Annotated in this window: 24 protein-coding genes; 8 read left to right on the forward strand and 16 right to left on the reverse strand. The window is 58.5% G+C overall.

All coding sequences use genetic code 11. The features are described from left to right. Nucleotide 1: 1 nt before the first annotated feature. The 5 genes from ACO05M_RS18200 to ACO05M_RS18220 form a co-directional block, all read right to left on the reverse strand. Nucleotides 2-736: a type 1 glutamine amidotransferase gene (locus ACO05M_RS18200; protein WP_421866254.1), complete on the reverse strand. Its 735-nt coding sequence runs from the start codon at nucleotides 734-736 to the stop codon at nucleotides 2-4. Between the two features lie 113 nt (nucleotides 737-849). After that, on the reverse strand, nucleotides 850-1,668 hold the full coding sequence (locus ACO05M_RS18205) for an ABC transporter permease subunit (RefSeq protein WP_421866257.1): 819 nt from the start codon (nucleotides 1,666-1,668) through the stop codon (nucleotides 850-852). After that, nucleotides 1,668-2,648: an ABC transporter permease subunit gene (locus tag ACO05M_RS18210; RefSeq protein ID WP_421866260.1), complete on the reverse strand. Its 981-nt coding sequence runs from the start codon at nucleotides 2,646-2,648 to the stop codon at nucleotides 1,668-1,670. The genes ACO05M_RS18205 and ACO05M_RS18210 overlap by 1 nt, the downstream gene beginning before the upstream one ends. After that, nucleotides 2,645-3,808 carry an ABC transporter ATP-binding protein gene (locus ACO05M_RS18215; protein WP_421866262.1) on the reverse strand — a complete coding sequence of 388 codons (1,164 nt, stop codon included), beginning with the start codon at nucleotides 3,806-3,808 and terminating at the stop codon, nucleotides 2,645-2,647. The genes ACO05M_RS18210 and ACO05M_RS18215 overlap by 4 nt, the downstream gene beginning before the upstream one ends. Nucleotides 3,809-3,996: 188 nt before the next feature. After that, the gene (locus tag ACO05M_RS18220) at nucleotides 3,997-5,088 is read right to left on the reverse strand and encodes a polyamine ABC transporter substrate-binding protein (RefSeq protein WP_421866265.1); all 1,092 of its coding nucleotides are present in this window, start codon (nucleotides 5,086-5,088) and stop codon (nucleotides 3,997-3,999) included. 442 nt (nucleotides 5,089-5,530) lie between these two features. Between ACO05M_RS18220 and ACO05M_RS18225 the strand changes: the two genes are divergently transcribed. From ACO05M_RS18225 to ACO05M_RS18240, 4 genes are all read left to right on the forward strand, one after another. Then, the gene (locus ACO05M_RS18225; protein WP_421866267.1) at nucleotides 5,531-6,241 is read left to right on the forward strand and encodes a GntR family transcriptional regulator; all 711 of its coding nucleotides are present in this window, start codon (nucleotides 5,531-5,533) and stop codon (nucleotides 6,239-6,241) included. A 167-nt stretch (nucleotides 6,242-6,408) separates the two neighbouring features. Then, on the forward strand, nucleotides 6,409-7,800 hold the full coding sequence (locus tag ACO05M_RS18230; RefSeq protein ID WP_421866270.1) for an aspartate aminotransferase family protein: 1,392 nt from the start codon (nucleotides 6,409-6,411) through the stop codon (nucleotides 7,798-7,800). A 37-nt stretch (nucleotides 7,801-7,837) separates the two neighbouring features. Next, entirely contained in the window at nucleotides 7,838-9,325 is a 1,488-nt protein-coding gene (locus ACO05M_RS18235; RefSeq protein WP_421866273.1) for an aldehyde dehydrogenase, read from the forward strand. A 321-nt stretch (nucleotides 9,326-9,646) separates the two neighbouring features. Then, the gene (locus ACO05M_RS18240) at nucleotides 9,647-10,354 is read left to right on the forward strand and encodes a TorF family putative porin (protein WP_421866276.1); all 708 of its coding nucleotides are present in this window, start codon (nucleotides 9,647-9,649) and stop codon (nucleotides 10,352-10,354) included. An 80-nt stretch (nucleotides 10,355-10,434) separates the two neighbouring features. Here ACO05M_RS18240 and ACO05M_RS18245 read toward each other — a convergent pair whose 3' ends face one another. Next, complete coding sequence (locus ACO05M_RS18245; RefSeq protein WP_421866280.1) at nucleotides 10,435-10,896, reverse strand: cold-shock protein; 462 nt, start codon at nucleotides 10,894-10,896, stop codon at nucleotides 10,435-10,437. 227 nt (nucleotides 10,897-11,123) lie between these two features. On the opposite strand from ACO05M_RS18245, the gene ACO05M_RS18250 reads away from it, so the two are divergent. After that, nucleotides 11,124-11,345, forward strand: a complete 222-nt coding sequence (locus tag ACO05M_RS18250; protein ID WP_421866283.1) for a SlyX family protein — start codon at nucleotides 11,124-11,126, stop codon at nucleotides 11,343-11,345. 41 nt (nucleotides 11,346-11,386) lie between these two features. Here the strand turns inward: ACO05M_RS18250 and ACO05M_RS18255 are convergent, their stop codons facing one another. From ACO05M_RS18255 to mpl, 7 genes are all read right to left on the reverse strand, one after another. Beyond that, the gene (locus ACO05M_RS18255; protein ID WP_421866285.1) at nucleotides 11,387-12,199 is read right to left on the reverse strand and encodes a class I SAM-dependent methyltransferase; all 813 of its coding nucleotides are present in this window, start codon (nucleotides 12,197-12,199) and stop codon (nucleotides 11,387-11,389) included. 34 nt (nucleotides 12,200-12,233) lie between these two features. Continuing rightward, entirely contained in the window at nucleotides 12,234-12,542 is a 309-nt protein-coding gene (locus ACO05M_RS18260; protein WP_421866288.1) for a hypothetical protein, read from the reverse strand. 96 nt (nucleotides 12,543-12,638) lie between these two features. Further along, nucleotides 12,639-13,457 carry an undecaprenyl-diphosphate phosphatase gene (locus ACO05M_RS18265; protein WP_421866290.1) on the reverse strand — a complete coding sequence of 273 codons (819 nt, stop codon included), beginning with the start codon at nucleotides 13,455-13,457 and terminating at the stop codon, nucleotides 12,639-12,641. Between the two features lie 2 nt (nucleotides 13,458-13,459). Further along, nucleotides 13,460-14,203: a tRNA (adenosine(37)-N6)-threonylcarbamoyltransferase complex dimerization subunit type 1 TsaB gene (gene tsaB / locus ACO05M_RS18270; protein WP_421866292.1), complete on the reverse strand. Its 744-nt coding sequence runs from the start codon at nucleotides 14,201-14,203 to the stop codon at nucleotides 13,460-13,462. Nucleotides 14,204-14,356: 153 nt separating this feature from the next. After that, complete coding sequence (locus tag ACO05M_RS18275) at nucleotides 14,357-14,614, reverse strand: YkgJ family cysteine cluster protein (protein WP_421866294.1); 258 nt, start codon at nucleotides 14,612-14,614, stop codon at nucleotides 14,357-14,359. 14 nt (nucleotides 14,615-14,628) lie between these two features. Further along, nucleotides 14,629-15,261, reverse strand: coding sequence for a flavin prenyltransferase UbiX (locus tag ACO05M_RS18280; protein WP_421866296.1), 633 nt, complete (start codon nucleotides 15,259-15,261; stop codon nucleotides 14,629-14,631). Nucleotides 15,262-15,299: 38 nt separating this feature from the next. After that, nucleotides 15,300-16,697: a UDP-N-acetylmuramate:L-alanyl-gamma-D-glutamyl-meso-diaminopimelate ligase gene (gene mpl, locus ACO05M_RS18285; protein WP_421866299.1), complete on the reverse strand. Its 1,398-nt coding sequence runs from the start codon at nucleotides 16,695-16,697 to the stop codon at nucleotides 15,300-15,302. A 320-nt stretch (nucleotides 16,698-17,017) separates the two neighbouring features. On the opposite strand from mpl, the gene ACO05M_RS18290 reads away from it, so the two are divergent. The 3 genes from ACO05M_RS18290 (at nucleotide 17,018) to ACO05M_RS18300 (ending at nucleotide 19,727) form a co-directional block, all read left to right on the forward strand. Then, nucleotides 17,018-17,986 carry a class 1 fructose-bisphosphatase gene (locus ACO05M_RS18290; RefSeq protein ID WP_421866302.1) on the forward strand — a complete coding sequence of 323 codons (969 nt, stop codon included), beginning with the start codon at nucleotides 17,018-17,020 and terminating at the stop codon, nucleotides 17,984-17,986. Between the two features lie 110 nt (nucleotides 17,987-18,096). Beyond that, nucleotides 18,097-18,633: an inorganic diphosphatase gene (gene ppa, locus ACO05M_RS18295; protein WP_421866305.1), complete on the forward strand. Its 537-nt coding sequence runs from the start codon at nucleotides 18,097-18,099 to the stop codon at nucleotides 18,631-18,633. A 194-nt stretch (nucleotides 18,634-18,827) separates the two neighbouring features. After that, nucleotides 18,828-19,727: a diguanylate cyclase domain-containing protein gene (locus ACO05M_RS18300; protein WP_421866308.1), complete on the forward strand. Its 900-nt coding sequence runs from the start codon at nucleotides 18,828-18,830 to the stop codon at nucleotides 19,725-19,727. Between the two features lie 10 nt (nucleotides 19,728-19,737). Here the strand turns inward: ACO05M_RS18300 and ACO05M_RS18305 are convergent, their stop codons facing one another. The 3 genes from ACO05M_RS18305 to ACO05M_RS18315 are packed head-to-tail and all read right to left on the reverse strand — an operon-like array spanning nucleotide 19,738 to nucleotide 22,554. After that, a complete protein-coding gene (locus ACO05M_RS18305; RefSeq protein WP_421866311.1) occupies nucleotides 19,738-20,919 on the reverse strand; it encodes an alkaline phosphatase family protein in 1,182 nt (393 codons plus the stop codon). Nucleotides 20,920-20,947: 28 nt separating this feature from the next. Next, nucleotides 20,948-21,712: a ParA family protein gene (locus tag ACO05M_RS18310; RefSeq protein ID WP_421870799.1), complete on the reverse strand. Its 765-nt coding sequence runs from the start codon at nucleotides 21,710-21,712 to the stop codon at nucleotides 20,948-20,950. A gap of 32 nt (nucleotides 21,713-21,744) precedes the next feature. Then, nucleotides 21,745-22,554, reverse strand: a complete 810-nt coding sequence (locus tag ACO05M_RS18315; RefSeq protein WP_421866315.1) for a hypothetical protein — start codon at nucleotides 22,552-22,554, stop codon at nucleotides 21,745-21,747. Nucleotides 22,555-22,668: the final 114 nt, after the last annotated feature.

The following is a 22,668-nucleotide window of genomic DNA, read 5'->3' on the forward strand; positions in this document are numbered from 1 at the left end:
ACTACACCAGCTGGCGCTGCTTCAGGAACTCGGCCATCCAGCCGGCCACGGTGACGGAGTCGATCTGCGGTGAGCCGGTCTGCAGTGTCTGCAAGCCCTGCTCTGCCGTCTCCGTCGGGATCGGTTCCCCTTTACGCAGCGCGACCAGATCGGTCTCGTAGGCCAGGTTGAATTCCGGATGGGCCTGCAGGGTCAGAATCCGGTTGTTGTAGAGCAGCCCGGCATAGGCGCAGAAATCCGACTCGGCGATCACGTCAGCCTGGACAGGCTTGTCCAACACCTGATCCTGGTGCATCGCGCTGATGGTGAAAGCCCCGTCGCTGGACAGGCCCGTTGAAATCGACGAGGCCGCATCGGTCAGCTGGTAACGGTGCAGCCCCACCCCCCAACCGCCCGGGTATTTGTCCACCCGACCACCGAACGCCTCGGCAATAATCTGATGCCCGAAGCAGATTCCCACCATCGGCAACCCGGCTTTATCGATCTCCAGAATCAACTGTTTGAGTCGCTGCATCCAGGGCAGGTCCTGGTAGACGTTGAACTTGGAGCCGGTGATGATCCAGCCGTCACAAACCCGGGCTGCGTCAGGAAAGCGGTCGTCGCGTACGTCGAAGATTTCATAGTCGAACGCCTCTCCGGCTTGCTCGAACAGGTCGATAAACATCTGCGCATAGGAGCCATACGACTCTAGCAGTTCATCGGGCGTAATACCGGTCGCCAGAATCCCCAGCTTCATGCTTCACCTCATAATATCTTGATATCAATGGGGCGCAGTCGCTGAGCTCGGACAGCCCCATTCGTTAATGCTATCGGGTTGGATCCGGTCAGCCGTAATGACCGACCGATCCATCAGTTTTCCGGCTGCGCCAGCAGCTTCTCCTGACGACGCAACTGCCACATCCCCAGACCGACACCGATCGCCACGATCAGTATCATCAGGGTCGCCAACGCGTTGACCTCCGGCGAGACCCCCAAACGGACCTTGGAGAAAATCACCATCGGCAGAGTACTGTTACCCGGCCCGGAGACGAAGCTGGCGATAACCAGATCGTCCAGCGACAGTGTGAACGCCAGCAACCAACCGGAGATAATGGCCGGTGAAATCAACGGCAGCGTCACCAGGAAGAACAGGTGCAGCGGTTTAGCCCCCAGATCCATCGCCGCCTCTTCCAGCGACTCGTCCATCGACGACAACCGGGCCTGCACGATCACCGCCACGTAAGCCATACAGAAGGTGACATGGGCGATGATGATGGTGCTGGCACCCCGTCCGGACGGCCAACCGAACATCCCCTCCATCGCCACAAACAGCAGCAGCAGCGACAGACCGGTGATAACTTCCGGCATCACCAACGGGGCGGTGACCCAGCCGGAGAAGATCATCTTGCCGCGGAACGGTCCCAACCGGCTCAGGGCGAACCCGGCCATGGTGCCCAAGACCACCGCCGCGGTGGCGCTGATAAAGGCGATCTTCACGCTCAGCAGCGCGGCATCGATGATCTGATCGTTGTTAAACAGCGACACATACCATTTCAGTGACCAGCCACCCCAGACGGTAACCAGCTTGGAGGCGTTGAAGCTGTAGACGATCAACGCGATGATCGGGGCATACAGGAAAACAAATCCCAGCGTCGCCGACGTATTCAGAAACAAGGAACGACGTTTCATTAGGCTGACTCCTCTTTGCCCTGAGCATTACGGATCAACATGATCGGCAACACCAGAATGATCAACATCATGATTGCCACCGCCGAGGCCATCGGCCAATCGCGGTTGAGGAAGAACTCATCCCAGAGCACCCGTCCGATCATCAGCGTATCGGGGCTGCCCAACAGGGCCGGAATCACGAACTCACCGACGGCCGGGATAAACACCAGCAGACAGCCGGCCACGATACCCGGCAACGACAACGGCAGGGTGATCAGGAAGAAGCTGGTCACCGGACGGCTGCCCAGGTCTTCGGCTGCTTCGAGCAGGGTCATATCGAGTTTTTCCAACGCGCTGTAGAGCGGCAGCACCATAAACGGCAGGTAGGTGTAGACGATCCCCAGGTAAACTGCGAAGTCGGTCTGCAGCATCGTCAGGGGTTCATCGATGATTCCCAGCCCCAACAAGATATCGTTGACCAGTCCGTTCTTCTTCAGGATGCCCATCCAGGCGTAAACACGCAGCAGGAACGAGGTCCAGAACGGCAGGATCACCAGCGCCAGCAACAGCGCCCGGGTCGAGCCGTTGGTGCGGGCCATCAGGTAGGCGATCGGGAACGCCACCAGCAGGGTAAAGAAGGTAGAGATCCCGGCAATCTTGATCGAGCTGAGATAGGCATCCAGATAGAAGACGTCATCGAGCAGATAGAGATAGTTGCCCAGATTCAGCTTCAGAGTGATGTAAGCCTCCTCCATGTCCCCCACCCACTCGACCAGTGCGGTATAGGGCGGGATCGCGATCGCGGTTTCGGCCAGCGAGATCTTGAATACCACCAGGAAGGGCACGAAGAAGAACACCGCCAGCCACAGCATCGGTACGGCGATAACCGCCAACCGGCCCCAGCTGACGCGACGGAAGAAATTATATTTGGCCAGACCCTGGGTGATCGCGTCGACCGCCGCGACCGTGGGTCCGGTCTGAATCGGAGGTTTGCCACTCATGATGTCAGTACCACGCTGCTTTCTTCGTCCCAGTGCAGGTAGACCCTGTCACCCCAGGTAAAGCGCTCGCCAATGCGACGATCGAAGTTGGGCTGGGTGATCCGCACCTCTTTGCCACTGGCCAGCTTGACCCGGAACAACGACAGACTCCCCATATAGGCGATATCTTCGATGGTGCCGCTCAGACAGTTGTCGCACTGGCCCGGATTTTCGTGGCTCAGACGAATCTTCTCCGGGCGGACCGCCACATGGACGATCTGATCCGGCGAACAGCTGATACCGTGGTTGATAAACAGGGTGCTGCCGGCTTCCTTGGATTTGATCCGCACGCTGTCCGGCTTGTCCTCGATCACCTTACCTTCGAACAGGTTGACCGAACCGATAAACTCGGCCACGAAGCGACTGCTGGGATACTCGTAGACATCGTGGGGCTCATCGGTCTGGACGATCACGCCGTGGTTCATCACCCCGATCCGGGTCGCCAGCGTCATCGCCTCTTCCTGGTCGTGGGTCACCACCACAAAGGTCACCCCCAGCTCCTCCTGAATATTCATCAGCTCGAACTGGGTCTCTTCACGCAGCTTCTTATCCAACGCCCCAAGCGGCTCATCCAGCAGCAGCAACTTGGGCCGCTTTACCAGCGCCCGTGCCAGTGCCACCCGCTGTCGCTGACCACCACTGAGCTGACTGGGCTTACGACGCCCCAAATGGCCCAGCTGGACCATTTCCAGCATCTCAGCGACGCGCTGTTTGATCTCCGCTCTCGCAACGCCTTCGCGCTTTAGGCCGAAGGCAACATTGTCAGCCACGCTCAGGTGCGGAAACAACGCATAGCTCTGGAACATCATGTTGACCGGGCGCTTCCAGGGTTCCACTCCGGACATATCGACACCGTCGATCAGAATCCGCCCGGAGGTCGGACTCTCGAAACCCGCCAGCATCCGCAGCAGGGTGCTCTTGCCTGAGCCGGAACCACCCAGCAGGCAGAACAACTCATTTTTGTAGATATCCAGGGAGACATTATCGACGGCGGTAAACTCGCCGAACATCTTGGTCACACCCTGAATCTGAAGAAAGGGTACCGCCCCCTCCTGCTTCCATACGGGGATCTCCTGCTGCGCGGGCGCAACTGCCGGCATCTCGGTTACAGCTGTACTCATAACTTTGTCTCGAACGGAATGGCTGAAGGGGCGTACTAAGCAGCGAGAAAGAAGTGCTGATCAGCCCAAGAACGGGGCTTTTCGTACACCCGAGATCGACTCGGAAACGGCTTGTTGCCCGATCGGCCCTGTATCTGATTAAAGATAACCGAGGAGACGACAGCTGCCTCCCCGGTTAAGCGAATGACTTAACGACCGGTTTTAATATTGGTCCAGGCGCGGGTCAAGATGCGATCGTATTTGGAGGTATGGGCGTTCTGGGTGAAGAGGTTGGCTTTGACCTCTTCGCTCGGGTAGATACCCGGATCGTTCTTCACCTCGTCCAGCAGCAGCGGCTCAGCGGCGCTATTAGCGACAGCATAGAACACGTAGTTGGCGATGCCAGCGCCGGATTCAGCCCGCAGCAGGAAGTCGATCAGCTGGTGGGCTTCTTCAGGGTGGGGCGCATCGGCAGGAATCGCCAGCAGGTCAAACCAGGCTACGGTGCCCTCTTTCGGAATGGCGTACTTGACGACGATACCCTGACCCGCTTCTTCGGCGCGACTAGCCGCCTGAAGCACGTCACCGTTATAGCCGACCGCCAGACAGATCTCACCGTTGGCCAGGTCGGAGATATATTTGCTGGAATTGAAGTAACGGTAGTTGGAACGCGCCTCGACCATCAAGGCCGTGGCTTTTTTCAGATCGGACTTCTTCTCTGAGTTGGGATCAAGCCCCAGGTAGTTCAGCGCGATCGACATCATCTCGGCGGGAGAATCCAGTAGCGCAATACCGCAATCGGCCAGTTTGGCGGCGACTTCCGGCTTGAAGATCAGATCCAGGCTGTTAGCCGGCATATCCCCCAGGCGCTCTTTGATCATCGCCTCGTTATAGCCCAGACCGATGGTGCCCCAAGCGTAGGGGACATTGTGACGGTTATCCGGATCATGGCCGGAGATCTTACCCGCCAGCACCTGATCGATATTGCCGACGTTGCTCAACTTAGAGCGGTCGATCTCCATATAGACGCCGGCCTGAGCCTGACGCTCGAGGAAGGAGCCGGTCGGAACCACCACGTCATAACCGGAGCCGCCGGTCATCAGCTTGGCTTCAAGCACCTCATTGGAATCGTAGTAATCCAGATTAACCTTGATCCCGGTCTCCTGCTCAAACTGTGGAATCAGGGCCGGATCCATATAATCGGACCAGTTATAGAAGTTGACCACTTTCTGTTCGGCCATGGCCGAAGCGGACAATGAAAGGGCTACGGCGGCGGCGATCCCAAGAGTCTTGTTGTGCATTGATCTGTCTCCATCTGCTATTTCTACTTTGCTTAAAGGTGATGGGGGCACCCAGCGAGAAGCTTCATAGCCTGTTTGTTATTGTTCTACTGCCCGTTTAAGCGTGTCCCGGTCGGTTATTCCGACTCTCATCACGCTTTTCACGTAGTTTGAATATACGTCAGCCAGCGGTCGAAACTACCCCAACGCGGGGTTATTGACATGACAATCCAAAAGAGGTAGAGAGCAGATTCTCCAGCTTCAACAGCAACCTCATCTCACTTAGCCAACCGATAATATTCAATGTAAACAGGATGTTATCTAATACCTTCGCTGAAAGAACCGCGATCCTACCCCGCGTCACTGCTTAAGGCTGCAATCAAATCTCACTCAACAGCCAGCAGAAAAAAGTGATCACATTTCTGTTAACATCGGTCAAAACCCTTACGCACCAGCCACCGATATGACCAAACAACCGCCGTTAAATATCAGCCTTCCCCAGCGCCAGCCCTCCCAAACCGTCACACAGTGGGCCTATCAGAGCTTGAGAAACGCCCTGATGGTCGGACAGATCCCTCCCGGCAGGGCCCTGACGATCCGTGGCCTGGCCGATCTGCTCGGCGTCAGCCCGATGCCGGTCCGGGAAGCCTTGCGACAGCTGGCCGCAGAAAATGCACTGGAAATTCTCGGCAACCGCCGGGTAACCGTGCCGCAGATGACGGCAATGAAGTTCACCGAGCTCTGCGAGACCCGGATCGCCCTTGAATGTCACGCCGCCCTGCGGGCACTCCCCTATGTCGACAATGAACGTCTGGAGCAGTTACGCCAACTGGATCTGGAGATCGATCAGGCCCAGAAGGGCGGCGAGCTGGAGCAGATCAACCGCCTCAATCAGCGCTTCCATCGCCTGCTCTACGGAGCCAACCCGCACCAGATCACGCTACCGCTGATCGAGAGCTTGTGGCTGCAACTGGGCCCCTTCGTCCGACTGGCCACTCAGCAACTGCAGGACCACTACCTGATTGATCGCCACAAAGAAGCGATCACCGCGATTGAGCGCCAGGACAGTCTGGCCCTGCAACTGGCCATCGCCTCCGACATCCGTGATGGACTGGCCTTCGCCGGAACCCCGGAAATGCTGCAGCGCTTCCTACAAACCGCCGCCGGCGAATAGACCAACCTGCCCCAAACGGGGCATAGGGTCCGTTTGACAACTCAAATTTGTGATCACATTATCGAGCCACGGTTATCGCACCCGATTCGACACCCGTGACGATAATGCACCCGATTCTGACTGCCGGTTTCAAACCTTAAATCCGCCGGCCAGCCAAGGAGAAAACCATGACCAATAACATCGAGCTACACCAAGACACCCGCGACATCCAGGCCACAGACGCCGCCCACCATCTCCATCCGTTCACCAACAGCGGCGCCCTGAACGCCAAAGGCGCCCGGGTCATCACCCGCGCCGACGGCGTCTACCTGTGGGACAGCGAAGGCCACAAGATCCTCGACGGTATGGCCGGACTCTGGTGCGTCAACATGGGCTACGGTCGCCAGGAATTGGTCGATGCGGCGCAACAGCAGATGCAGACCCTGCCGTACTACAACACCTTCTTTCAGACCACCCATATGCCGGCTGCTGAACTGGCCAAAGAGCTGGCCAGTGTCACACCGGACGATCTCAACCATATCTTCTTTGCCGGTTCCGGCTCCGAAGCGGTCGATACCATCCTGCGCCTGGTACGTCAGTACTGGGTGATCAAGGGTAAGCCCTACCGCAACATTGTCATCAGCCGAAACAACGCCTACCACGGCAGCACCCTGGCCGGCACCAGCCTAGGCGGCATGGGCGGCATGCACAAACAGGGTGCACCGCTGGTACCGGGCATCGAACATATCCGTCAGCCCTACTGGTACGGTGAAGGCGCCGACATGAGCGAAGAGGACTTCGGCAAGGCCTGCGCCAAGGCACTGGAAGACAAGATTCTCGCCGTCGGACCGGATAACGTCGCCGCCTTTATCGGCGAGCCGATTCAGGGCGCCGGTGGTGTCATCGTACCGCCGAGCAACTACTGGGCCGAGATCCAGAAGATCTGCAACAAGTACGACATCCTGCTGGCCGCCGACGAGGTGATCTGCGGCTTCGGACGCACCGGCAGCTGGTTCGGCAGCCAAACCCTGGGCATCAAGCCGGATATCATCTCGATGGCCAAAGGCATGTCGTCCGGTTACCTGCCGATCTCGGCTGTCGCGGTAGGCGGACGGATCGCCAACGCGCTGATCGAGCATGACGACGACTTCAACCACGGTTTCACCTACTCCGGCCACCCGGCCGCTGCCGCCGTAGCACTGGCCAATATCCGCCTGATGAAGCAGGAAAACATCATCGATTATGTCGCCAACGATATCGGTCCCTACTTCCAACAGCAGCTGCAGGAAAAACTGGCCGACCATCCGCTGGTGGGTCGGATCGATGGCGTCGGCTTGGTCGCCGGCATGGCGCTGGTTAAAGACAAGGAGACCCGAGAGCTGTACCCGGAAGATATCGATATCGGCACCATCTGCCGCGATCACTGCTTCAGCAACGGTCTGATCATGCGTGCCACCGGCAGCCGTATGGTGCTGTCACCGCCGCTGGTCATCACCCGTGACCAGGTCGACGAGCTTTGCGACAAAGCCCGCCAGTGCCTTGATCTGACACTGGAAAGCGCTCGCAAACTGGGTTATTAAGCAAGACCCCCAAGCGGTCCAAGACAGAGAGTAATTCATGAAAAGCTATTCCGAATGGCAGCAACTCAGCCAGACGCTGAAGGTTCGCCACCAAGCCTATATCGACGGCCGCTTTGTCGATGCGATCAGCGGTGAGACCTTCCCGTCGATCAACCCGGCCAATGAACAGAAGCTGGCCGATGTCGCCAATTGCGACAGCGCCGATATCGACGCCGCTGTCGCCAGCGCCAAACGGGCTTTCGATGCCGGCGTCTGGTCGGGCCTGCCACCCAAGCAGCGAAAGAAGATCCTGCTGAAATTGGCACGACTGATCGAACAGCACGGCGATGAGCTGGCGCTGACCGACACCCTCGATATGGGCAAGTCGATCTCGGAGATGGTCAATATCGACATTCCCGACAGCATTGACTGCTTCGAGTGGAGCGCCGAGTCGATCGATAAGGTTTACGGCGAGATCGCCCCGACCGGCGACGACACCCTGGTGCTGATCGAGCACAACCCGGTCGGCGTGGTTGGAGCCATCACTCCCTGGAACTACCCGCTGATGATGGTGGCCTGGAAGATCGCCCCGGCGCTGGCGGCCGGCAACTCGGTGGTACTGAAACCGTCTGAGAAAGCCCCGCTGAGCGCCTTGCGACTGGCCGAGCTGGCCACCGAAGCGGGTCTGCCCGACGGCGTGCTGAATATGGTTCCCGGCTTCGGCCACACCGCCGGCAAGGCGCTGGCGCTGCACATGGATGTCAACGTACTGGCGTTCACCGGCTCCAGCCGGGTCGCCGCGATGCTGATGGGCTACGCCGGTGAATCCAACATGAAGCGGGTCTGGATCGAGGCCGGGGGCAAATCTCCCAACCTGATCTTTGATGACTGTGACAACCTCAAACGGGCCGCTGCCACGGCAGCGGCAGCGATCTTCTCCAACCAGGGTGAAGTCTGCATCGCCTGTTCCCGGATCTACGTACAGAAGTCGATCAAACAGGAGTTTATGGCGGCGCTACTCAAGGCGGCCGAACGTTTCCAGCCCGGCGATCCTCTGGATCCGGCCACCAACATGGGGCCCCTGGTCGATGGTGCCCAGCTGGCCACGGTTGAGCGCTATATCCGCTCGGCACTCGAAGAGGGCGGTCAGCCGCTGCTGGGCGGTGTGCCGGAGTACAAGGATGGTCAAGGCTACTATGCCACCCCCACCATCATCGACGGTGCCCATAACGAGATGACCTTCGTGAAGGAGGAGATCTTCGGTCCGGTTCTGGCCGTGTGCGAGTTCGAAACCGAAGAGGAAGCGATCGCCCTGGCCAACGATTCCCAATATGGACTGGGAGCATCGGTCTGGACCTCTAACCTGTCCCGGGCCCACCGGGTCAGCCGCCAACTGCAGAGCGGTATGGTTTGGGTTAACACCTGGGGCGAAGGCGACACCACGGTACCTTTCGGTGGCGTCAAGGCCTCCGGCAACGGTCGTGACAAGTCGCTTCATGCGATGGAGAAATACACCGATATGAAGAACGTTTTCATTCGCTTGTAAAGATCCGATTCCGAGACAAAAAAACGCGACCCCAGGGTCGCGTTTTTTTTCGTCCGCTGCGCCCGTTCTCCACGGACTTCTCTGCATTTTTCAGCGCTAACGGCCAATTTATCCAACAGCACGCCAATAGCGTAAATTATTTTAATAGAAACAATCTGCAAGAAAAAATACTCCTATTTTAACAACAAATAGCTACTTTTAATCTCTACCCCGTATCGGGTATACGACCTTCGTCTTTATCAAGGTAGCCTCAAACCGCTCCCCTTTTGCTCAAAATCCAAGCAAAAAAATAACAACCTTGATTACTTACGAAGGGAAAAAATGATGAAAAAAACCGTTGCCAAGTCTGCTCTGGTATCTGCACTGCTGCTTGCCTCAAGCGCCTCCATGGCAGAGATTTCTGCCAACATTAGCCTGACCAACGACTACCGCTATCGCGGCATCTCACAGAGCGCGGAAAACACCGCCGTCCAGGGCGGTTTCGACTATGCCCATGACTCGGGTCTGTTCGTCGGCACCTGGGCCTCCAACGTCGATTTCGGATCGGGAGACAACACCAATATCGAGCACGACATCTATGTCGGCTATTGGGGTGAAATCAACGAAGATCTGAGCTACGACGTCACCTTCTACCGCTACATCTACTCCGGCTCCAGTGGGCAGAACTACAACGAGATCAGCGTCGGGGTCGATTATATGGGCGCCCGCCTAGCCTACTGGAACGCCTGGGATTACTTCGGCGGTGACAACACGCTGGAATACCTGGAAGCCAACTACAGCCTGGATCTGCCGGAAGAGATCAGCCTGACCCTGCACGCCGGTTACAACTTCGGTGATGAGCTCAAGGCCGATAACAGCGAGTACATCGATTACTCCGTCAGCCTGTCCAAGACCGTGGCTGAAGTTGACCTGTCACTGACCTACATGGACACCGATATCGACGACGATGATGCCTACTTCGGCAAGGTAAAATCCGGCGCCAACGCCAACCAATCGGCACTGGTATTCAGTATCTCGAAATCGTTCTAACAACGATTTCCATCAAATTCTGAATGGCATAAAAAAACGCGGCCTTGGCCGCGTTTTTCTGTCTGGATCTGGCGAACAGATCAGGCGATCACCGAGACATCCTCGGCCTGAAGGCCCTTGTCGCTCTCGACCACTTCGAACTTGACCCGCTGCCCCTCACTCAAGGAGCGGTGTCCGGTGCCACGAATGGAGCGGAAGTGGACGAAGACATCATCACCCTGGTCACGGGTGATAAAACCGAATCCCTTGGTCACATTGAACCACTTCACCACACCACCTTCGCGGTCATCATTGGCTTCGCTGGCCGAAATCACTTCGGCGCCACCGTTGACGCGGGAAGAGGAGCCCTGAGAGGCGCTGCTGGCACCGGATGCCGAAGCCGCCGTCAGCAGGCTGGCGATCAGGGTCAGAACGAACACCGTACCCATCGCCGCCACGACATTTTCAGAGGGGAGTTTGAGCATCATGCTGTGGATCACACCGACGGCTGCCGCCACCACACCGCTGTAAACGGCGCCTAGTAACATTGTCTTTGTTTTCATTATAAACTTCTCACAATTTTCACGATTAGTAACAGTCACGCCCCATCAGATTTACGCTGGGGTATCGCTACGGTATAGCTAGTAAGAGATTCGATACGCCGAAACTTCGCCGGTATCGAACCGACTCCCGGAAGCGGCGCCAGCTGAACGGCGGGATCCGGAAGATAGCCTTTATATACCGATTCTCAAGACAAGATTCAACAGCTTAGCTAGATGGAGAGACGGCCGTGGAGCCTAATGAGAGCCTCGAAGATCAACTGATCGAACTGCAAACCCGCCAGGCGTTTCAGGACGACAGCATCCAGTCGCTCAGTGATGAGCTGGCCAAGCAACAGCTGGAGATCGAACGTCTGGGACAGATGGTGAAACTACTGTCCGAGCAGCTCAAACAGGTCGGCACCGGTCCGACCAGCAATCCGGCCGACGAGCCACCACCGCCCCATTATTGAGCCGTTAGCGCAGCGTTAAGACAACAGGATTCGGGGCAGCGCTATTTCATCGCCTTGAGGGTATAGATATCGAAACGACCTGACTTGCCTTCCAGGCTGTAGCTTGGCTTTCGGGAACCCAGGGTCGGTGCCTTGCGTGGACGTTTCACCACCACCCGATATTCCGCCTTGGCCAACGCCAACTCCAACAGCTCGTCGGCATCCTCGTCCGCTCCCACCAGCGTCCTGAACAGCAGCATCTCTTTCTTCACCTGGGCCGACTTGCTGCTGTGGGGAAACATCGGATCCAGATAAACCACTTCCGGATGCGGGTCACAGTTCGCCAGCCACTGGCTGGCCGCGCCCTGGTAGAGCCGCATCCGGGCGACAATCTCGCCGACTTCCGAGTCGAACGCCGCCCGACGCAGCCCGTCCTCGAGCAGCAGCGCCACCACCGGCATCCGCTCAACCATCTGGACTTCGCACCCCAGCCCGGCCAGAACGAAGCTGTCACGTCCAAGGCCAGCCGTCAGGTCCGCCACCCGCGGTCTGACCCCCGGCTTGATGCCGATCGCCTTGGCGATCTGTTGACCACTACCGCCACCAAAACGACGACGGTGGGCCACCGCGCCGGCCAAGAAATCAACCTGCACCGGCCCCGGCGCCTTGGGCCCGGTTTGCTGCAACGCCAACCCCCGGGAACCAACACGGAGCAGCATCGCCACCTCGTCTAACTGCTGCGGATCGGTGTCCACCGGACAGACCGGAAGATGTAACTGATCGGCCAACTGCTGGGCACGCTCGCAATCCGTCTCGGACTCGGGCCAGAGTTGCAACGACAGCTCAGACAATGAGCAGGAAGAATCAACAACCATTTTAGGGAATCAAGGCAGCGCGTTAAGCCGACGCTTAAGCATAGGTATCAACACCGACCCATTCGGCTTCACCCGGGGTGAAACTCAGGGTCGCATTGGTCAGATAGGTATCCACCGCCTGCTGACCGGATAACGGCAGTTGGCGGTCGGTGGAGTAGAAACCGGCACCGGCACTCTGCTCAGCCCGCGCGGCGGTGATCCCGGCGGCCAGCTCGAACGGGATCGTCGCCTGTCGTTCCTCGGAGCCGGATGATTCACGATCCGACGGTGCCGCCACGGAGGTCGACGGCTGGCCGGTCCGTTTCGGTAGCTGAGGAAAATTAAAGGACGCGTCGATCCGCATTCAGGCAAAGTCCAGATTAGGGCTTGATATCGTGTTTCACAGGATTCTAGCTGAGCCGACAGCCGATGCAAACCAATCAACGATCAGCGAAAGTAATCAGAGACTGAAATAGACCCCAAGCAGCAGCAAGCCCAGCAGCAACCGGTAGATCACAAAGGGGGTCATGCCGATGCGACTGATCAGCTCCATAAACAGATGGATACACAGATAAGCACTGACGCAGGAGAGCCCCGCCCCCAACGCCACGTCGCCCCAGGGCGCATCGGATCCCTGTTCGATCAATTCCAGCGTCTTGAACAGCCCCGCGGCCAGGATTAGCGGCGCCGACAGGAAGAACGAGAATCGCGCCGCCGCCCGCCGGGTCAGCCCCAACATCAAGCCGGCGGTAATGGTGATGCCCGAACGGGAGGTTCCGGGAATCAACGCGATCGCCTGGTAGCAGCCGATGATCAGCGCATCTTTAAGCCCCAGCTGGCCAACCCGGCGCGTCTCGGAGCGGCGCAGATCGGCAAACCACAACAGCGCACCGAAGATCAGCGTGGTCGCGGCGATCACCAGCATCGAGCGCAGATGCTGCTCGATCAGGTCGTTCAGCAGCAAGCCGGCAACACAGGCCGGAATGGTACCGATAATAACCGCCCAGGCCAGCCGGCTATAGCGACCACTGCGTTTTTGCCCCTGCCGTAGCGGTAGCAGCGAGCCAAGCCAGCCCCAGCCGAGCAACACAAAATCACGCCGAAAATAGAGCAACACCGCCGCCAAGGTACCCACATGCACCGCCACATCGAACGCCAGCCCCTGGTCGGGCCAACCCAGCACCTGGGATGGCAGAATCAGGTGGGCCGAGCTGGAGATCGGCAGGAATTCGGTCAATCCCTGAATCAACGCCAGCAGCAGGATATAACTCAACGCCATGCTCAGCCCTCGCCCTTTTTCTGAGCGGGTTTCTGATCCGCCTTCTTCTGCTCACCCTTCTTTTTAGCCACATCATCACGCAGGTAGACCGGCAGCGCCTGCTCCGGCAGCACCCCCTGCCCGGCGGCGATCATCGCCGCGCCCAGCTCGGCAATCGCCGCCGCCCGGGGTTCGGGTAACGGATCGATCGTCTCGACCCAGGCCAGCACTGAAGCCGGCAAGCGATCCCGGTAATTCCAGCCCGAGCCGACCCCGACCCAGCGCCCCTGGGCAAACAGAGTGTCCTCTTCTATATGCTCCGGCGGACAGACCCGTTCATCGGCGACCAGTAGCGGCAGCCCAGTATCCGTGTCGAAGCGATAGGCGCCCCAATAGAGCTCATCCATCCGCGCATCGATCGCCGCCAAGGCTCCCTCCAGCTCCGGGTTACCATGCCGAGCCTGCAGCGCCAGTGCTGCCAGGGTCGAGACCGGCGCCACCGGCAGGTTCGCCCCGAAAGCCAGTCCCTGAGTCACCCCGGTACAGATCCGCAGCCCAGTGAAAGAGCCGGGGCCACGGCCGAACGCGATACCGTCCAGTTGTTTGAGCGACAAACCGGCCTGATCCAGCATCTGCTGCACCATCGGCAGCAACAGCTGGGTGTGCTGACGCGGCAGATCGCGGAAGTCTTCGCGGACTTCACCGTCGAGCCAGAGCGCGACCGAACAAGCCTGGGTAGAGGTATCTAGGGCAAGAATTTTGGACATGGGGATGCGACGCCATCGCTGATGAAGGTAAAGTTTGAAAGGCGCAATTCTAGTAATCCGGCGCTTAAAATGCGAGGCAAATAGCGTTGTTCAAGCCTGGTTGCCCAGGGTTGCAGTGCTCGTGAGATAAGAAAAAGATACTTGCGCTGAGCTTTAGTCTTCAGCCGTATCGCGCTCCAGCAACGCAATCCGTTCCAACGCCTGGGAATTACGGTCACCGCAGATCCAGCGCGCCGGTTGAAATGCCAGACAGGCCGCCGGTCGCTCGGGCTGGCCAAAGATGCGGCAAAGGTTATTGTCATCGAGCTGAACACAGCGCACACCGGCCGGTTTACCGTCGGCCATTCCGGGAATCGGCGAGCTGATCGACGGCGCGATACAGCAGGCGCCGCAACCAAGCCGGCAATCCATATCCGAGCCAGTCGTCAACGCTCGCTGCCCCAACGCGGCATCAGCTGCTGATCAATACCGAGCTGGTCCAAAATCCGGGCCACCACAAAATCGATCATCGCTTCGACACTATCGGGCTTATGGTAAAAGCCGGGGCTGGCCGGAATCACCACCGCCCCCATTCGAGTCAGCTTGAGCATATGCTCCAGATGGATCTCGGAGTAGGGGGCTTCGCGGGGTACCAGAATCAGCTTACGCCGCTCTTTCAGCGCCACATCGACCGCCCGCTCGATCAGGTTGTCGCTGGCACCCACGGCGAAGGCCGACAGGCTACCGGTGCTGCAGGGGCAGACCACCGTGGCCGACGGCGAACCGGAACCCGAAGCCACCGGGGCAAACCAGTTGTCACGGGAGAACACCCGGATCTGGCCCGGCAAGGCGCCGTAAAGCTCGGTCAGTTTCTGCTGCGCCCTCTCCACATCGGAAGGAATTTTGACGTCGGTTTCGGTGGCAATGACCACCTGAGCCGCCCGCGAGATCATCACGTACACCGGTCGACCGACCGCCACCAGACACTCGATCAGGCGTAAGCCATACTGGGCACCGGAGGCGCCGGTCAAGGCGACACTGACCGGTTCGCCTTGCAGAGTCGCTGTTTGCTCACTCACGGCTGTGGTCTCTTCGCTCATGGCTTCATTGGGCTCGCTCACGGCTGCAGCGCCTGCAGCGCGGCCAGCATTCGCTGATGGATGCCCTCGAAGCCACCGTTACTCATGATCACCACTTCCGCTCCCGAGCCCTGATAGGCCTTAATCGCTTCAATGATAGCATCGACGCTGTCGAACACCCTGGCCGGTACCGGACTGTCGGCCACCACCGCATCCAACCCCCAGCTCAATCCCGGAGGCTGATACCAGAGCACTTCGGAGGCCGATGCCGTGGCGGGCGCTAATGCCTGCTGATGACTGCCGAGCCGCATGGTATTGGATCGGGGTTCGATCACCGCCACCACCGGCTTGTCGCCGGCGCGGGCCCGCAGCCCCTCCAGCGTGGTCTGAATCGCGGTCGGATGATGGGCAAAGTCGTCATACAGGCAGAGTCCAGCCGCTTCGCCGACCTTCTCCATCCGGCGTTTAACCCCTTGGAAGCGCCCCAACGCGGCGGCGCTGTGCTCGGGTTTCACGCCCACATGGCGGGCCGCCGCCATCGCCGCCAACCCGTTCATCACCGAGTGCCGTCCGGTCTGGGACCAACGAACTTCGGCCACCGTCTCGCCATCGAGCAACACCTCGAATGCTGATCCGTCGGCGCTCAGCAGCCGTGCCGACCAGCCTTGAGCAGTTTTATCGGCACCTTCGTCGGCACTAAAATGAACCACCGGGCTCCAGCAGCCCTGCTCCAGCACCCGCGCCAAGTTGGCATCCTCGTTCGGTACGATCAGCTGGCCCTGGGACGGCACGGTTCTGATCAGATGATGGAACTGCCGCTCGATCGCTGCCAAGTCATCGAAAATATCGGCATGATCAAACTCGAGGTTGTTCAGAATCGCGGTGCGCGGGCGGTAATGGACAAACTTGGAGCGTTTATCGAAAAACGCGGTGTCGTACTCATCGGCTTCGACCACAAAGAACGGCGTCTCGCCCAGTCGCGCTGATACACCGAAGTTTCCGGGTACGCCGCCGATCAAAAAGCCCGGTGCCATCCCTGCATCTTCAAGAATCCAGGCCAGCATACTGCTGGTGGTGGTCTTGCCGTGGGTGCCGGCTACTGCCATTACCCACTTATCTTGCAGTACATGATCGGCTAACCACTGGGGGCCCGAGGTGTAAGGGAGATTGTTGTCGAGCACATACTCGACACAGGGATTCCCCCGCGACATGGCGTTACCGACGATCACCAGATCAGGCGCCGTACGCCCCTCTCCCGCCTGCAGATGTTCGGGATGATAACCTTCGAGCAGCTCGATCCCCTGCTCTGCCAGCTGGGTGCTCATCGGCGGGTACACATTGGCGTCACAACCACTGACCTGGAATCCCCGCTGCTTGGCCAACAGCGCCAGCGAGCCCATAAAGGTGCCGCAGATTCCCAAAATATGCAGGTTCATAACTCTCCTCGAGCACTAGCTTACAGTTAAAAAACGCTGCCGATCATAACAACTGGATCGCCCTGCCGCGACCGTCAACCCTGGCTTCGAGCCTTCACGACCAACTTGCCGGTAAGCCGATATCGAAGTCTACGGAAGTTATTTTGTCGCGGATCAATAAATAACCGATCCGAGGGCTGAATTTTCATGCATTCCCCTTGGGCTTGACGTATCATTCGCAGCAATTTTTCCAACCATTGCCATAATTCGTTCATGCAGCTGCAACAAGCCGCTGCATAACCCGATATCCAGCGCTGACAGACTCCACCATAGGACCCAACATGTTACGGCTCACTCAGTTCCTGAAGCAGCAAGAAACCCCCGCCGATCTTATCGAACTCATCAACCTGTTGATGGCCGCCTGTAAGGAGATCGACGGCAAACTCCAGGACGGTGCTCTGGCCGGCATCCTCGGCGCTGCCGAAACCGAAAACGTCCAAGGCGAGACCCAGAAAAAACTGGATGTGATCGCCAACGATATCCTCAAGCTGACCCTGAGCAACACCAATCTGGTCGCGGGTCTGGCCTCCGAAGAGGAAGACGATCCGGTTGCCTGCGATCCGGAAGGCAAATTTCTGGTCACTTTCGACCCGCTGGACGGCTCCTCCAACATCGATATCAATGTCTCGGTCGGCACCATCTTCTCGATTCTTGAAGCTCCGGCAGACAGCGACCCGGCCCAACAGGCCGCCTACCTGCAGACCGGTCGCAAACAGGTTGCCGCCGGCTACGTACTCTACGGCCCGTCCTGCATCCTGGTTCTGACCACCGGCAACGGCGTGCATATGTTCACCCTGGGCCATAACGGTGAGTTCTACCTGACCCGCGAGTCGGTTCAGGTACCGCAAACCACCCAGGAGTTCGCCATCAACATGTCGAACCAACGCTTCTGGGACAAACCGGTACAGAACTATGTCGCCGACCTGCTTCAGGGCGAAGAGGGCCCGCTGGGCAAGCGCTACAATATGCGCTGGATCGCCTCGATGGTGGCCGAAGTTCACCGTATCCTGACCCGCGGCGGCATCTTCATGTACCCCTGGGATTCACGCTCTCCGCAGAAGCCGGGCAAGCTGCGCCTGATGTACGAAGGCAACCCGATGAGCTTCCTGATTGAGCAGGCCGGCGGTCGTTCGGTCAACACCCAGATCGACATCATGGATGTCGAGCCCGAGCAGATCCACGAGCGTGTTTCCGTGGTACTGGGCTCCAAGGAAGAGGTTGAAACCGTGCTGCGCTATCACGGCAACTGATTCTCAGCGCTGGATAACCTAGGGCCATGGTCGTATTGGCAATGGCCCCGGGGCTTCCCGTATAATCCGCCTCATCCGTTTTCACCCCTAACTTTACAGAAGGCCATAGCATGAGCTTTGAAAAAGTCCCTGCGGGTAAAGAGCTGCCCAACGACATCTACGTCATCATTGAAATTCCGGCCAACGCACCGGTACCGGTCAAGTACGAAATCGACAAAGACGCCGACTGCGTCATGGTCGACCGTTTCATGACCGCGCCGATGTTCTACCCGGCCAACTACGGCTACATCAACAACACCCTGGCCGATGACGGTGACCCCGTTGACGTGCTGGTGATCGCACCGCACCCGGTTCTGACCGGCTCCGTGATCCGCTGCCGTCCGGTCGGTATTCTGAACATGACCGACGAAGCCGGTGAAGACGCCAAGCTGGTTGCCGTTCCGCACGAGAAACTGTGCAAAGAGTACGGCGACATTCAGGACGTTGAAGACATCCCGCAACTGCTGCGTGACCAGATCAAGCACTTCTTCGAAAACTACAAGACCCTCGAGCCCAACAAGTGGGTCAAGGTCGAAGGCTGGTCCGACGCGGCCGCTGCCCGTGCCGCCATCGAAGAAGGCGCCAAGGCTTACGAAGCGCAGAAGTAAACGGACTTCCGCATTCGCTGAAAAAACCGGCCTCTTGGCCGGTTTTTTTTCAACACGATCGAACAGAACTCCACCGACAGACCGCACCGCCGGGGCACAAGATCAGAGGCAACGGCATCAAATCGATCTATAGTTATCTTTATCGATTCTGGGTGCATTCCCGTTGGCCATAGCAGTAGCCGAGGGTCACAGCGATGATGAAGTCCAACAGCCTCTCAGAGGCCAACCTGCTGCAGGCGGTCATCAATGCCGTCCCCACCCCGATTTTTTTCAAGGATGCCGAAGGGCGCTATCTGGGCTGCAATCGAGCCTTCGAAAATTATGTCGGACTCAGCCGCGACCAGCTGGTTGGCAAGAGTGTCTTCGAACTCTTCGATCCGGAGCTTGCCCAGGTCTACTACGAGGCCGACAAGGCCCTGTACGACAGCCGCGGCGAGCAGATCTACGAGGCCCAGGTGAAGTACGCCGACGGCTCGATTCGAGACGTGATGTTTCATAAGGCGGCATTTCATGCGGCGCAGGAGAATATCGACGGTATCGTCGGGGCTATCCTCGATATCACCGCCCGCAAGGATGCCGAACGCGAATTGGAAAAACGTGCCCGTACCGACAGCCTCACCGGCTTGGCAAACCGCTTCTCGTTGATGGAATCCCTTGATCAGGCCCTCGAGCGGCAGCGCCGGGAGAATTTTGGCCTGGCCTTCTGGATGCTGGACCTCGATCACTTCAAACAGATCAACGACACCTTCGGGCACCCCACCGGCGACACCCTGTTAAAGAAGGTCGCGGCCAAGCTCCAATCCTGCCTGGCGGACAACAGCAACATAGCGCGCCTGGGTGGCGATGAGTTCTCAGTGATTCAGGAAGGGATAACCAGCCAGGCCGAGGTCGAGGCGCTGGCAGCCACTCTGATCGATGAGTTTTCCAAACCGATCCATCTTGAACAGCAGAGCCTGGAAGTCAGCGTCAGCATCGGCATCGCGGTTTTCGATACCGACAACAACAGCTCCCGGGAGCTGATGAAACAGGCCGATATCGCCCTTTACCAGGCCAAAGACAAGGGGCGGGCCTGCTTCCATATCTTCAATCCTTGAGCGCTCCCGCTCAGGGTTCGGCGATCACCAAAGGAACATAGAGCTCTTCGGCGCTGAGCCCACCGTGTACACCGCGCTGATTGAAGGCGCCCTCCTGTAGCAAGCGATCCTTGATGATCGCCTGGTCGCGCGCCAGCAGGGTCAGATCTCCGATCCGTTCGCGCAATCGCAACGAGGGCTGCCCCCGTCCGAACAGCCCCGCCTCCAGCAACGCTTCACTCTCGACCGCAGCGAACAGATCAGGCGCCTGTTGCGCAACGGCATCGATAAACTCCGACTGGGCTCCCGGCTTCAGGTAGCAGAACGCGACCCGCGGCTCGCCACATAAAGGCAGACGCAACATCGATTCGATCTCCGGGTGGGTGTCGAGCAGCAGACGCTGGTCGTCACGACAATCGATCAGGCCGTGATCGGCGGTCACCAGCACCAGCGTATCGCTGCCGGCCAACCACTCCAGCCACTGTCCAAATTGTTGGTCGATCTGCCAGAAATGTTCTTCCAACTCCGGGCTGTCGACCCCCAGCTCATGGGCCATCGCGTCCAGTTCGGTCCAATACCCCCACACCAGGGGGTTGCCGCGCTGCTCCAGTCCCTGACTGAGCCGTTCAAAGAAGTGCTCCAGCCCCTGAAAGGGGCCGCGACGACAACGACCATAAAGTGCCCGACTGTAATCGGAATCGCTGATATAGGCTGGCGAGCAGACCCTCACCGGCCGCGACAGCTGCGGCAACAGCGCCGACACATCCAGCATCTGCTGGGCTTGCACCCCTTTACGGCTGTAACAACTGCCGCCGCCTCGCGGGATAAAGGGCAGCGGCAATACCACCCCGCCCAGCTCACGCATATGGGTATACCAACCGGGGATGCCATGCTGCTGCGCCGGCACGCCCAGCGCCAGGGCGCTGACGGCGGTGGCGGTGGTGGTGGGGAAACAGGAGGTCAGCCTGGCCGCACAATGTCGGGCCAGATAACTCTCCGGGAAGCGCTGCAGAAACTGATAACCCAGCCCATCGATAACCAGTAGCGCCACCGGCCGTTCATGAATGCGACTATCCTCAAGCTCCGCCAACCCCGGATAAAGATCGGCCGCCGGGGCGTCCCGCTGGGCGAGGCTGGTAACCAGATTGACGATGCTGCGATCGTAGTCCGGCAGCAGCCAGGAGCCGTCCAATCCGGGGAGATGCTGCGCCATAGTCAATTCCTTCTGTTGCCGAGCCCGGTTAATCGCCCAGCTCTTGATAAAGGGCGATAAATTCTTGGGTCAGCTTATGCTTGGGAGCGTAGTGGATCAGCGGCAGGCTCTCGTTGTGGGATTCCTTCATCTTTACCGATGAAGAGATAAAGCTGTCCAGCACCGGCAACTTATCTTCCCGCAACCCCTCGACGATCTGTCGCGGCAGGGTGGCCCGGGGCTGGAACTGGTTGATCACGATACCGCCGACCTGCAGCTCGGAATTGTGATCGACCTGCACCTCCTGCACATTCTGCAGCAGGGCGTAGAGTGCCTGGCGGGAAAACTCATCGCAATCAAACGGAATCAAGCAGTTGGTCGCCGCCACCAGTGCCGACAACGTGTAGAAATTGAACGCCGGCGGCGTATCGATATAGATCGCATCGTACTCGGACAACCCGGTCAAGGCTTCTCGCAGCTTGTAGATCTTATGCTTGGCCTCAAGCTTGGCATGCAGATCTCCCAATAACGGGTTGGCCGCCACCAGGTCTAGATTCTCCAGCCCCGTCGCCGCGACATAGTCACTAAAGTCGACCCCGTTCAAACGAAACTCGAGCACCTCGGAAAAGAAGCCCATGATGTCCTGCTCAAGATCATTAACCCGATCACCGAGCAGGTAGTGGCTGGAATTACACTGCGGGTCCAGATCCACCAGCAGCGTCCGCTTGCCCTGGTTGGCACTGATCGCCGCCAGGTTGGTGGCGATACTGGATTTACCGACTCCACCCTTCTGATTAAAGACCACGGTCCGCATCATCAACTCCTTCTCTGTTTGGCTTATCCCTGTCAGCGCGGTAGCAGCCGGATCGCCGGTTTCGACGCCAGACGCAGATTGGCCCTGATCCGATACTCTTCATGCCGCTGGTTTAGTTGCTGGTAGATCCAGCGTCCCTGAGGATCACTGGGGGCTTCTATGATCACTCGCGCCTGCTCCGCCTGAATCCGATCGGCCAATTGCGCCAGCAACGCCTTCATGGCGGGGCTACGGGATTTCAACGCCTGAGGCTGTAACTGGATATAACGATTATCCGAACCGGCAACCCGCGCCGACTGGGGATCAACATCGGCAGGCTCGACGATTGTATCTGGCGGCTCTGGTGTCGAGGATGGCGGCGTTGACACAACCACCGGTTTCGCCGATTTAAGACGTTGCTGAACTCGCTTCAGTTCAGTCGAGTCGGGATTGATTTGACGGGACTTGGCCAGATAGTTTCGGGCGGCACCGATGCGCCCTTCGGCGATAGCGGCCTCGGCCCAGTGCAGGTAACGCTCGGCGATACGCTCTATGCCCTGCTCCGCTTCCTGATAGCCCGGTATGATCTGCAGTACCTGCTGGTAGTACCCCAATGCATTATTGCCTTGCGGTGACGTCAGACGCTTGGCTTTAAATGCCTGATCGGCCCGGTCAAGCAGGTCCAGGACTTCCATCACCCGAACTTTTTCCGCCGCCGTCATGGAGGGGGGCGAGGTGCTACGAGAGGGGCTGGAACGTTCCTCCACCCGCACTTGAGCCGCCTTGCCCGCAGGCGGTCCGGAGGTGCAACCGGCCAAACCCAGCGCAATCAACAACAGTGCTGCGATTCTGGCTTTGCTCATCCTGAAATTATCCTTTTTTAACCGATTCGGCATCATAGCACGGCTACTCGGGAACAACAGGCCATCAAGGCGGTCTTAGCCGGTTAAAATGTGGGAATCTTGTTGCTAAATCCG

It is taken from the genome of Motiliproteus sp. (assembly GCF_965230735.1).
Classification (GTDB): Bacteria; Pseudomonadota; Gammaproteobacteria; order Pseudomonadales; family Balneatricaceae; genus Motiliproteus.